The organism is Actibacterium ureilyticum (assembly GCF_002285435.1).
Classification (GTDB): domain Bacteria; phylum Pseudomonadota; class Alphaproteobacteria; order Rhodobacterales; family Rhodobacteraceae; genus Actibacterium_C; species Actibacterium_C ureilyticum.
The window spans coordinates 628238-640299 of the sequence record NZ_NSBT01000037.1; the positions used below are offsets into that span (position 1 = coordinate 628238).

Sequence of the window (12062 nt, forward strand, 5' to 3'; positions counted from 1 at the left end):
GCGTCCCAAACCCCTGATATTTCGCGGATTTAGCGCCAGCGGCGCGGGATTAATGGGTCAGGACCCTAAGCAAACCGATGCCGCAGGGGCCATGCCGCCCCTGCGGATCGCGGCGCCATCAGGCGGCATCGGCTTGCTGCGCCTCGATCATCACGCCAGCCAGCGTGGTATAGGTCTCGGTCCAGGCGGCTTCCAGCTCGGGCGTGAATTCGTCGCCCAGGCCCTTGCCCAGCGTGAAAAGCAGCGCCGCGCCCACGTAATCGTAATGCTCGGCTGTCACGTCATAGCCGTTGTGGCGGCGGCCCAGATCCTGCACCGCGGGCAGGATCTCGTCCAGCTTGGTCAGGCCGTTGACGGCAATCGCCAGCATCTGCATCAACTTCTTCTTCTGTTCGGACATGTCCTCGGGGAACAGCCCGCGCACCTGCGGGGCGATTTCGAACAGCCGGTCATAGAAGATATCGGCGGCCGTATCGGCGATCGGCAGGACCTTTTTGAAGCTGCCTTGAACCATGTCGATTTGTTCGGGTGTCATCAGTCACTATCCTTGTTGGTTTCCAGAAAGGCGCGGGCCTGCGTTTCTCCGCCGCTGGCCCAGACCATGAACGCCACCGCCTGCGCGATCTCGGCGTCCGTCAAATCGGGATTGCCGCCACGCGGCGGCATTTCGGCATAGGTCTTGCCGATGAACCCCTGCGTGGCGTGTTCGACCAAGACCGGCAGCCCCTGCGCAATGCGCGGCGCCCATTTCCCGGTCGATGTGATCTTGGGCGCGCCGGTCGCCTTATTCCCGCCATGGCAGGCCATGCAGGTGCCCTCCCACACCGACCGCCCGGCCAGAAGGCGCGGGTCGGTTGGAACGGGCAACCTGTCCAGGGTGACAAAGCCGTCAAGCCCCCGGGGCGACAGCACGTCGCCCAGGGTCACGTCGGCCTGTCCCTGCATCGGTGCCATGGCAAGCCCCAAGCTTGCCAAGACGAAACCGGCGCGTCGCATCAGCCGTCCATCGGGATGCGAATGACGACGCCGCCCATGACATCGCCACCTTCGAAGTCGGTCTTGGGCGAGTCCTTGTGCTCGTTATGGCACTGGGTGCAGGCCTCGGCCACGGCGACATCGGGGTAGAAGGCGGTGAAATAGGTCACGCCGCCCAGCTCTTCCTCGCCATAGAAATTCTCGCCGGGGTTATCCGCGATGTATTCCAGACCCTCTTTTTCCAGATCGGTCGACGGCGCGTTCTGCTTGTTGATCGGCCACAGCGACAGCAGCGAGTACGAAAACGCATCGGTTTCCTCGGCCACCATCTCGGCGCCGAAGCGGAACATCTGCGCGGGCAGGACCAGCGCCTTGTCATCCTCGAAATGCTCCGAGGCCTTGATGACCCCCTCTTTCACCGCCAGCCGGTTCACGATCATGCGGGTATAGACGGTGCGGTCCGAACTCATGACCAGATGCAACAGGTCCGACACCTGTTGGTATTCCATCTCGGCCTTGGCGGCGGTGCCCCCCATCGCCATCGCGCCACACAGCATTGCGGCTTTGATTTTTGTCAGTTTCTTCATCATAACTATCTCTCCTGTTGCGTTATGAGTGACGGGATGCGTGGGAACGCCGGATCATTGGTTGGCGCCTTTTTCAGGCGTTTCCACGCGTTTGAGCGCCCAATCGATGCTTTCGATGTGGCGGGAAGGTTGTCCTGAGAAATTGTTCGCGATCAGCGCCGGGTCGGCCAGCGCGTCGATCGCAAAACCCAGCCCGTGACAGGACATGCAGACGGGCCGGATCATCTTTTCATTCGGGCGCAGGGTGTCGTTCTGATTGTGGTTGGTCAGCGCGAAGCCCTTCTTTTCCTCTTGCGGCATGTGGCAGGTGGCGCAGGTCACGCCGCTGCCGGCGGGGCCGTCGCCCGCTTGTTCGGCCAGCCACAGGTCGTGATGCGGGCTGCCCTCATACGCGCGGCTGTGATCGTCGTCGTGACAGGTCAGACAGGCGCCGATGGCGGCAAAATCGGGTTCCTCGCGATGCGGCTTGTGACAGGCGGTGCATTCCATCCCCTGCCCGTGCGCATCGTCGCGCAGCTCGACGCGGGCCTCGTCCGTGGTCATGGCGGCGGGCGGCACGGGGTCGCCCAGATAGGTTTCAAGCGCCGTGATCAGCCCTTCGGGCGCGTCCTTCCAGCCCAGCGCCTTCAGCTGCTTTTTCGCGTCGCGGGGCTTCGAGATCTTGGCGTGCCCGCGCATCCCGTGGCGCCCGCCGGAAAAGGATTTGGCCTGCGGCTTGTGGCAATCGCTGCACACGCCCTGATCGGGGTGATCGGTCCAGGCGATGTCCTCCTCGGGCGCGTGACAGCCCGAACAGGTCACATCGGCGGCGGCATGGGCGCTTGCGGCCCAATCCTGCGCGATCTGGTCGTCCAGGCTGTTTGCGGGCGCATCCACCGCCGCCAGATAGGCCGCGATCTCATCGGCGCTTCCCGCGCGCGGCGGTGCGGGCAGCGCGGCGACCGGGATCACCGCGTGATCGGCCAGCCACGGGTCCTGCCCGTGCTTGACCAGGAAGTCTTCGTAAAGCGCGCGGTTGTCGTGATAGTTGTGGCAACCCGACGAGGCGCAGGTGTCGAATGTCAGATCCGCGTGGCTCTCGCGGTCCTTGCGGATGTCCTGTTCGCCCTCGGAATGGCAGGCGACGCAATAATCCCCCTGCAGCGTCAGCATCATCGGCAGCGTCACCTCGGGCTGGTGCTCCGAATGGCAGGTCGTGCAGAACCGGCCGTCGACCTTTTCCCAATAGGACGCCATGCGCGGATTGGTGAATTTCTTTTTCGGGTGGCTGTCGTCGGCGGCCTTCAGCTCGTCCTTGTGGCAGGTTTCGCAGGTCTTGTTGATGTCCTTGCGCAGCTTGGCCTGCGACGCGAAGGGTTTCGAGGTGTGGCAGGTCTCGCACGCGATTTCCAGCTGGTGATGCGCGCCCGCGGTCTGACCGGGCAGCAGCACCGAGCGGTCGCCGCCGATGTAAAGCTTGGCAAAAACCGTGCCCGCCCCCATCAGGGTCAGACCGATCCACAGGATCCACAGGGCGGTGTTACGTTTCATGGTCCGCCCCCCTCAGAACGCATAGCTGGCCAGCACATGCGCCGCCAGAAGCAGCGGCAAGGGCCAGATTGCGATGATATGCACCCAGGTCGGGATGCGGCGGACGGGTTTGCGGGCGGTGCCGATGCGGCGCGCGCGCAAGCTGTGATCGCCGCCGGTGGCCAGCCCCGCCAGCGCGCCCATGACCAGCGTCAGGGTAAAGACCACGAACAGCGCCAGGTTCAGGTTCGCACCGGGGCGCAGCCCGGTATGCGCGACCAGCCCAAGTGCCGCCAGACCGCCAATCGCCAGATGCACCATCCGCCACCAGTCATAGCTGCCCAGCCGGTCCATGAACCGCAGCCGCTTGCGCAGCCCGATGATCATGGCGGCCACGGTCAGCCCCAACAGGATGAACCCGGTCCATTGCTTGACGATATTGTCGCGCCACAGCCAGACGGTCAGGCTGTCGGCGTCGAAGCTTTGCGGGAACGGAATGCGCGGCAGCGCCGCCAGCGCCAGCGCCACCAGCCCCGCGATCAGCGACAGGCCCAGCAGCCCGCGAAACAGCCGCACCGGCTTGGGCGGGCCACCGGCGCTGACCAGTTCCTCCAGCAGCGGCACGCAGCTGCCACAGACATTGCCCGCGCCCGTGGCCGCGCCAAGCGCCTGTGGCGTGGTGGCCCCGGCGGCGATCGCATCGCGCAGCCGCCCGCAGGTGACACCGGTGCAATTGCAGACCGTCGCCGCATCGGGCAGCGTGGTCACGTCATCATCCGCATCGGGCCAGATCACCCCGTGACGGCGGAACCGGCGGATCATCCACGGATAGATCAGCGTGCCCTGCTGCACCGCGTTCTGCACCCGGCTGGCCTGTTCCCAGCCGCCCACGGCAATCGCGCCCACAACGCGCGCGTTCTGGATGAACAACCGCCGGTAAAGCCCTGTTTCTTCCCAGATATGGCTGGTCACGCCGGGGCGCACCTCCAGCTGTTCGACCTCGCCGACCGAGAAGACTTCGGCCCCGATCACCTTAAGCTTGGTCGCGGGGATCGAGCCGTCATATTGCGCACCCTGGCCCAGAATGTCGGCCACCGCGACATCGGCCTGTTCAAAGCCCGGGCCGACCAGCCCGTGGACCAGACCGTCGTGTTCGGCGCATTCGCCGATCGCATAGATATCGGGATCGAGGCTGCGCATCCGGCTGTCGACGACAATCCCGCGCCCGATGGGCAATTGCGCGGCGCGGGCCAGGTCGATATTGGCGCGCACCCCGGTACAGATGATGACCGTATCACAGGGCAGCACGCTGCCATCGGCCAGCCGCACCTCCTCTACCCGTGCGTCACCCGCGATCTCGCGCACGGCAACGCCAGTGCGCACCGTGACGCCGATCTCCTCGATCCGCGCGGCCAGAAGCGCCCCGCCCCCGGCATCCAGCTGGCGCGGCATGATCCGGCCCTCATGCTCGATCACGGTGACCTCGGCCTGGCGGCGCTGCATCCCGCGCGCGGCTTCCAGCCCCAGCAGCCCGCCGCCGATCACCACGACCCGCCGCGCGCTGATGCTGCGCGCCATCAGGGCCGAGGCATCGGCCGCCGTGCGGAACGTATAGACCCCGGTCAGGTCATGTCCGGGAATGTTGGGCACAAAGGCGTTCGATCCGGTGGCGATCACCAGCTTGGAAAACGGCCAGATCTGCCCGTCGGCGGTGCGCACCACGCGGCTCTTGCGGTCGATCTCGGTCGCGCGCAGCCCGGTATGCACCGCCAGGTTCGGGGTCTGCCCCGCGGTTTGCGGCACGGCGATCTCGCCGAATTGCACGTCGCCGGACAGAAGCGGCGTCAGCTTGACCCGGTTATAGGGCTGATAGGCCTCGAGCGACAGCAGCGTGACCTGGCGCCCGGCCTCGGCCAGCAACGCGGCGGCCCGCGCGCCGACCGGCCCGCCGCCGATCACGACAATGTCTGGCTCTGGCATCCCCAACGCCGCTGGCTGGGGGCTAACAGCAGTGTTCACGTCTGAATCCCTTCGGTGCGACCGCGTGCCCCCGCGAACGGGAACCGGGCCGACAGGCTCGTAAGTATCAGGAAATCAGGAACGCCATTGCCCCCGGGGGACCCGGCACCGTTGCCGGGCTTTTGGTAAACCTAGCCGGTTTTCTGCGGCTGCGAAGGAATTCTTGGCACCGATCGGGCTTTTGGGGGCACCCGCACGGCAAAAGATGCGTGGAGTGGCGGAATTAACATTCCTTTGGAATGAATGATTAAAATGCCAGCACTCTGTGTAAGCCGAGGCCGGGCCGCGCGTGATTCGCGTGCGCCACGATCAGCCTGGTTGCGGCACCGATAAAAGCGCCGTGATCCCGGGCGTGTTGTCCTGCACATCCTGCAGGCTGTATTTGCCCAGCACGCCGAAAAACGCCGCGCGGGCCTCTTTCATGATGCAGATCAGGCTGCATTGCGGCGCGATCAGGCAATGGGCGCAATCGACAAGCGGTTGGTTGCCCTCGGTAAAGGCCACAAGCGCGCCGATGCTGATCTGGTCGGCCGGACGCGCCAGCCGCACCCCGCCGGACCGCCCCCGCACCGATGTGAAGAACCCCGCATTCACCAGATCGGTCACCAGCTTCATCACGTTGCCGCGCGGCAGGTCATAGGTCTCGGCGATCTCGCCCACGGATACCAGCCGGTCGCGATGCACCGCCAGATAAAGGCCGATGCGCAGCGCATAGTCGGAATAGCGGGTCAGTTTCATCGCGGCGGCCTTACATCAATTCCGTGCCGACATGGGGGCCCGGACGATGGCTGTAAAGGCAATGCCGCCGCGCGGGCGCCGGGGAAACCGGCACTGCCTGAATTTGTGACAGGGTTCGTCCCCGCCTTCCCAAAATTGATCCACTGGCAAGACGGGGCGCGCGCGTGCCCCTTAGCGGCGGGCGTAAAGATAGGCCGCCGCGCCCAGCACAACCACCACCGGGATCGCCAGCAGCAATTCCGAGCCGTGCGGATGCGCATGGACCGGCAGCGCATGATCGGTATGGGCCAGCGCGGGCAGCGCCCCGGCGATCAGGGCCATTGCGGATGTGTAAAGCGGTTTCATTCTTCCAACTCCTTCTTCTTCGTCATCAGGAACTCCCGGATATCCAGGCTGTTTTTCTCGTCCATGGAAACATAGATCAACGCCATATTCGTGCGCTCGCGGATCATCTGGCCGGGAAACGGCAGATAGCTGAGCTCGCGCGCCCCGAACGAGGGCGAGGCGGTGCCGACCTGCCATTCCGTTTTCAGCTCGACATCCACCAGCTTCAGCGCGTTTGGCCCGCCAACGCCCGGCCGTTCGAACGGCACACCGGCCAACCGGAGATAGGCCGCCTTGTCCGCCGCCTGCACGAAGCCGTCGATGAACTGCGTCGCCAGCACCTGCAGATCGGCGGCGTCGTCATGGTCGTGCATGTGGCTGTGCAGGTGATCGCCATGGGCATGGTTGTGGCCATGCCCATGCGCGTGATCATGGTCGTGGTGGTGATGATGGTGGTGCGGGTGATCATGTGGCATTGGACCACCTCCGCCCTTCGAATTCGCCATGCGGGATCGTCACCGGCTTGTCGATATGGCGTTTATGCGCGCCCATCTTGCCCGCCGCGACCATCGAGCCCAGCACATCCACAATGACACGCGTGCCCATCAGCGCGGTGATATCGGACGTGTCATAGGGCGGCGAAACCTCGACCAGTTCCATCCCGCAGATGCCCTCAGCCGCGACCTTGCTGGCCAGCGCCAGCGCCTCGCGCGGCAGGAACCCGCCCGGTTCGGGCCAGCCGGTGCCGGGCACGAAACCGCAATCGATGCTGTCGATGTCGAAGGACATGTAGACCATATCGACCCCGTCCCACGCCATTTCCAGCGCCATCTCGGCGGTCTTGTCGATGCCCATACGCTCCATGTCGGACATGGTGATGATGTTGGTTTCACGCTCGCGCGCGACCTTCACCGCCTCGCGCGGGACCTGCCAGCCGCCGATGCCCACCTGCACCAGGTTCTTGGCCGGCACATTCGGCAGATTTGTGGAATGGAACCAAGGGGTTGTGTGCATCCGTTCATCCAGATCTTTCTCCTGGATATCGGCGTGACGGTCGAAATGCACGATCCCGATCTTCTTGGACGTACATTCGGCGATGCCCCGCACGCAAGGAAACCCGATGGAGTGGTCGCCACCGATCATGATCGGCAGGGAACCGCTTGAAAACACGTGGGAAACCGCGCGACTGATCTGGTCGAAGCTTTTCTCGATATTCGCCGGAATCGTAAACACGTCGCCCGCGTCGCACAGCGTCATCTGTTCGCGCAGGTCGACCGCCATTTCATAGTTATAGGGCGTGTAAAGCGCGCTGATCTTGCGCACGCCCTGCGGCCCGAACCGTGTGCCGGGGCGATAGGTCGTGCCGCCGTCGAACGGGATGCCCAGCACGGTCGCGTCGTAATCGCCGACCTCGGTCACGTCCTCGGCATAGGGCGCTTTCAGGAAGGTGTTGATGCCCGCGTAATGCGGCAGCTCGCCCCGGGCGAAGGTGGGGATGGATTTATCCTCGATGCTGTCGGCGCCGGTCAGCCCCATGCGCAGCGCCCAGCGGCGCTCTTCGTCCCAGCGGCCCTCGGGCAGGTCGGCCTCGGCCTTCATGGATCGCCAGCCCTGCAGGCGGGTCAGGTCGGGGTGGTGCTGGCGGGCCTCGGGCCTGGCCATATCGGCAGGGTGGCGCGAGCGCCTGCGCTCAGGCGGGGTGAAGAACATGGGTATCCTCCTGGATGGTTTGGAACGGGATGCCGCCATTGCGGGCATCGAAATCGTAAGTGATCGTCGCGCCATAGGCGTTGGGGTCGGTCGGGTCCCAGCGGGGCTTGTCGAAAACCAGCACCCGGTCGCCCAGCTTGAAGCCCTCTTCCAGATCATGGGTGACCATGAAAACGGTCATGCCGGTTTCCGCGCGCAGTTCGGTCAGGAAATCATGCATCGACAGCCGCGTGCCGGGGTCGAGCGCGCCAAAGGGTTCGTCCAGCAGCAGCACGCGCGGCTTGGCGGTCAGCGCCTGCCCGATGGCCAGACGCTGCTGCATCCCGCCCGACAGCGTCGCGGGGTATTGATCGGCGACATGGTCCAGCCCGATCCGGGCCAGCGTTTCATCGGCACGGGCCAGCGCGGCTTTGCGCTCGGCGCCAAAGAACCGGCCCCACGGGCGGCGGAAACAGGCACCCGCGACGATATTTTCGCGCACTGTCATGTGGGGAAAGACGGAATAGCGCTGGAACACCACACCGCGATCCAGCCCCGGTTCCTGCGCGGGGGGCTGGCCGTCGATACGGATCTCGCCCCGTGTCGGGGTTTCCTGTGCCAAAAGAAGCCGCAAAAAGGTGGATTTGCCACAGCCCGACGCGCCGACGATCGAGATAAACTCGCCCTCGTCCACCGTGACATTCACCCGCTCGATGATCGGGCGGTTGCCATAGGACTGGAACACATTGTCGACGGTGACGAAGCTCATAGCGTCGCCTCGGTCCAGGGGAAGGCTTTGCGCGACAGCCAGCGCAGCGCCAGGTCCATGACAAAGGCCAGCGCGGTGATCCAGATCACATAGGTCAGGATCACATCCATCGCGAGGTATCGGCGCACCAGAAAGATGCGATAGCCCAGCCCCTGATCGGCGGCAATCGCCTCGGCCGCGATCAGGAACAGCCAGGCCGGGCCCAGCGACAGGCGCACCGCCTGGATCAGGCGCGGCAGCAATTGCGGCAGCGCCACGCGCAGGGCGATCACCCAGCTGGAGGCGCCCAGGGTTTCGGCCTTGACGATCATCTCGCGCGGGATTTCCAGCACCCGGCCCGACAGGTCGCGGATCAGGAAGGGCAGGATGCCGATGACGATCAGCACGACCTTGGACAGCTCGCCCAGGCCAAAGACGATGAACAGAATGGGCAACAACGCCAGCGGCGGGATCATCGACAGCACCGCGACAAACCCCGCAAGCCCCGCGCGCACATGCGGCAGCAACCCTATCAGCAACCCGATCACGGTCGCGACCAGCGCGGATATCCCCACCCCCAGCAGCAGCCGTTGCAGGCTGGCCCAGGTGTCTTTCCAGAACAGGATCTGGCCCGAGCGTTTGTCGGGTTCCGTCAACAGCCGCTCGGCGGTCGCCAGGATGGTCGACGGCGCGGGCAGCAGCTTGTCCGACGGGTTGGCCGACAACCGGATGTCCGACCCGATGGCATAGGCGATCAGGACCAGCACGAAGGGCAAGGCGGTCAGGAAAGCCGCCAGCGCCACACCCGGTTTTCGGTTGATCAGTCGCATGCAAATGCCCCCGCGCGTCACCCCCGGCCCAAAGGCCGGGGGGCCGGATCACAGCGCGCCGTCGGCGGCCATTTTCATGTAGGTGGTGTCATAGCGGAACTTGACGTTCCCCGCGTCGCCCGTGGTCGACCCGTCGGGATAGGCCACACCGACGAAATCGGCGCTGGGGGCGCCTTCGCCCAGGATGCCCTTGTCGAACAGGAACTCGGCCACGTTGACCATCGTGGTGGGCAGCTCGGCGCTTTCGGTGAACGCGACGGCGGCCGCCGGGTCAAAGAACATCTCGGTCGAATCCAACTGCGCCTTGTAGCCTGCCAGATCGGTGCCCGAAGCCTCGGCCATCGCGGTCAGCGCGCCCTCGTCGCCCGCTGCCATCAGCGCCATCAGCTCGTACCAGGCGCCCGCGACGGCCTTGCCGAAATCGGGATTGTCGGCCAGCGTTTCGGTGTTGACCACCATCATGTCGATGATCTCGCCCGGGATATCAGCGCTGTCGAACAGCTTGTTGGCGCCGGGGATCTCCAGGATTGACGACACAAGCGGGTTCCAGGTCACCACCGCCTGCACGTCATTGGTGCTGTATGCGGCGATCATGTCGGCGTCGGAGGTGTTGATGACGCCGTCCAGATCGGCCTCACTCAACCCCACGCTGTCCAGCCCCCGCGCCAGCAGGTAATGGCTGACCGACAACTCGACCAGGTTCACCGGCTTGCCCGCCAGGCTGGTCAGGTCCCCCTCGCCCTTCAGGATCACGGCGTCATTGCCGTTGGAATAATCCCCCACGATCAGCGCGGTGGTGTCCACACCGCCGCCCGACGGGATGCTGAGCGTGTCCATATTGGTGGCCGACACGCCATCGAACGCCCCGGCGGTGTATTGGTTGATGGATTCGATGTAATCGTTGATCTGCACGATCTCGACATCGATGCCGTATTTGTCGGCCCATTTATCCATGATGCCGCTGTCTTCCAGATAGCCCCAGGGCATCCAGCCGACATAGATCGACCAGGCCAGTTTGAATTCGGTCTTTTGCTCGGCCCATGCCGGCGCGCCCATTGTGGCGGCCAGAATGGCGGCGGAAAGGATGGTGGTTTTCTGCATTGCGTCAGCTCCCCGTATCTGTTCCGCCAAAGGATTTTTGCCGGTCCGCTGGCGGAACAAAGAGAACAGGCGCGGACGAACCGACGCAGTACTCTCCCGGGATTTTGGCCCGCCGTGTACCAGCGCGGAGTTTGCCGCGCGGGCGGCACTTCTCGGACCAGACACCGCTATGGGAAGCGGACGGAACCCTAAGTGCCCTGCGGGATCAGGTTAACAATGCCGGCGGGCGCAGGGGTAAGGCGGCACGGTGGTCATTTGCGGCGGTCGGCACAAATTGCCCGCTTTGTGGGCGCAATTCGACTCACATGCCCACATACTATGCGCACGCCTGCCCACAAATCCCGCACCATACCGCCAGTCGCCGTTTGCACCGATGCTGGCGGCGCGCGTATGATCCGCGTCAGGAACGCCGCCGGACAGGCCCGCGCAAAGGGGAAATCACGATGACCGAAGACAACGCCATTCGCCGCACCACGGGACGCGGGCAGCTATACGGCTCGATCCTGGACACGGTGGGCAACACCCCCGCGATCCGGATCAACAACCTGGCCCCGGACGGGGTCGAGATCTATGTGAAGGCCGAATTCTTCAACCCCGCGGCCTCGGTCAAGGACCGGCTGGCGCTGAACATCATCGAGGCCGCCGAGCGTAGTGGCGCCCTGAAACCCGGCCAGACCGTGGTCGAGGCGACATCGGGCAATACCGGGATCGGGCTGGCGATGGTCTGCGCGCAAAAGGGGTATCCGCTGGTGATCACGATGGCCGAAAGCTTCTCGGTCGAGCGGCGCAAGCTGATGCGGCTGCTGGGGGCCAAGGTGGTGCTGACCCCGCGCGCCGAAAAGGGATTCGGCATGTACCGCAAGGCCGTCGAACTGGCCGAGGCAAATGGCTGGTTCCTGGCCAGCCAGTTCGAAACCGATGCCAATGCCGACATCCATGAAAACACCACGGCCCAGGAAATTCTGGGCGATTTCGCGGGGCAGCGGCTGGATTATGTCGTTACCGGCTATGGCACCGGCGGCACCGTGACGGGCATCGGGCGGGTGCTGCGCCGCAAACGGCCCGACACCAAGATCATCCTGACCGAGCCCGCCAATGCCCAGCTTGTCGGCAGCGGCATCGCCCAGGAACGCGGCCCCGGCGGCATGCCCGCCGTCAGCCACAGCGCGTTCGAACCGCACCCGATCCAGGGCTGGACCCCGGATTTCATCCCCCATGTCCTGCAAGAGGGGCTGGATCGCGGCTTTTACGACGACCTGATCCCGGTCGCGGGCGCCGATGGCATCGCCTGGGCGCGCAAACTGGCCAGTGGCGAGGGGATTCTGACCGGCATTTCCGGCGGTTCGACCTTTGCGGTGGCGCAACAGTTGGCCAAGACCGCGCCCGAAGGGTCGGTCATCCTGTGCATGCTGCCCGATACCGGCGAGCGGTACCTGTCCACCCCGCTGTTCGAGGATATCGTCGAGGAGATGAGCGACGAGGAACGCGCGATCTCGGCCTCGACCCCCGGCTATCAGATGTGAGTGCGCCCGCGTCTGGCCC

Annotated in this window: 13 protein-coding genes and 1 riboswitch; of the genes, 1 reads left to right on the plus strand and 12 read right to left on the minus strand. The window is 64.8% G+C overall.

Features of this window, described 5'->3' with window-relative positions; translation table 11 throughout:
* Positions 1-118 precede the first annotated feature (118 nt).
* The 12 genes from CLM60_RS16080 to CLM60_RS16130 form a co-directional block, all read right to left on the minus strand.
* Positions 119-535: a globin family protein gene (locus tag CLM60_RS16080; RefSeq protein WP_095590121.1), complete on the minus strand. Its 417-nt coding sequence runs from the start codon at positions 533-535 to the stop codon at positions 119-121.
* Positions 535-954: a c-type cytochrome gene (locus CLM60_RS16085; RefSeq protein ID WP_217983300.1), complete on the minus strand. Its 420-nt coding sequence runs from the start codon at positions 952-954 to the stop codon at positions 535-537. The genes CLM60_RS16080 and CLM60_RS16085 overlap by 1 nt, the downstream gene beginning before the upstream one ends.
* A 41-nt stretch (positions 955-995) precedes the next feature.
* Entirely contained in the window at positions 996-1565 is a 570-nt protein-coding gene (locus CLM60_RS16090) for a Tll0287-like domain-containing protein (protein ID WP_217983301.1), read from the minus strand.
* 51 nt (positions 1566-1616) lie between these two features.
* Positions 1617-3092: a cytochrome c3 family protein gene (locus CLM60_RS16095; protein WP_095590122.1), complete on the minus strand. Its 1476-nt coding sequence runs from the start codon at positions 3090-3092 to the stop codon at positions 1617-1619.
* A 12-nt stretch (positions 3093-3104) separates the two neighbouring features.
* Complete coding sequence (locus CLM60_RS16100; protein WP_095590123.1) at positions 3105-5051, minus strand: FAD-dependent oxidoreductase; 1947 nt, start codon at positions 5049-5051, stop codon at positions 3105-3107.
* Positions 5052-5399: 348 nt separating this feature from the next.
* Entirely contained in the window at positions 5400-5828 is a 429-nt protein-coding gene (locus tag CLM60_RS16105) for an RrF2 family transcriptional regulator (protein WP_095590124.1), read from the minus strand.
* A 171-nt stretch (positions 5829-5999) separates the two neighbouring features.
* Positions 6000-6173, minus strand: a complete 174-nt coding sequence (locus CLM60_RS20995; protein WP_176473905.1) for a hypothetical protein — start codon at positions 6171-6173, stop codon at positions 6000-6002.
* Positions 6170-6628, minus strand: coding sequence for a hypothetical protein (locus tag CLM60_RS16110; RefSeq protein WP_095590125.1), 459 nt, complete (start codon positions 6626-6628; stop codon positions 6170-6172). Before CLM60_RS16110 ends, CLM60_RS20995 begins: the two co-directional genes overlap by 4 nt.
* On the minus strand, positions 6618-7862 hold the full coding sequence (locus CLM60_RS16115; RefSeq protein WP_245848445.1) for an agmatinase family protein: 1245 nt from the start codon (positions 7860-7862) through the stop codon (positions 6618-6620). The genes CLM60_RS16110 and CLM60_RS16115 overlap by 11 nt, the downstream gene beginning before the upstream one ends.
* Entirely contained in the window at positions 7843-8610 is a 768-nt protein-coding gene (locus tag CLM60_RS16120; RefSeq protein WP_095590127.1) for an ABC transporter ATP-binding protein, read from the minus strand. Before CLM60_RS16120 ends, CLM60_RS16115 begins: the two co-directional genes overlap by 20 nt.
* Positions 8607-9419: an ABC transporter permease gene (locus CLM60_RS16125; protein WP_095590128.1), complete on the minus strand. Its 813-nt coding sequence runs from the start codon at positions 9417-9419 to the stop codon at positions 8607-8609. Before CLM60_RS16125 ends, CLM60_RS16120 begins: the two co-directional genes overlap by 4 nt.
* 48 nt (positions 9420-9467) lie before the next feature.
* Positions 9468-10520, minus strand: coding sequence for a putative urea ABC transporter substrate-binding protein (locus CLM60_RS16130; RefSeq protein WP_095590129.1), 1053 nt, complete (start codon positions 10518-10520; stop codon positions 9468-9470).
* Positions 10521-10611: 91 nt separating this feature from the next.
* Positions 10612-10723, minus strand: a riboswitch (guanidine-I (ykkC/yxkD leader).
* Positions 10724-10963: 240 nt separating this feature from the next.
* Here CLM60_RS16130 and CLM60_RS16135 point away from each other — a divergent pair.
* Positions 10964-12043 (plus strand): PLP-dependent cysteine synthase family protein, encoded by a 1080-nt coding sequence (locus tag CLM60_RS16135; protein WP_095590130.1) that lies wholly within the window; start codon positions 10964-10966, stop codon positions 12041-12043.
* Positions 12044-12062 lie beyond the last annotated feature (19 nt).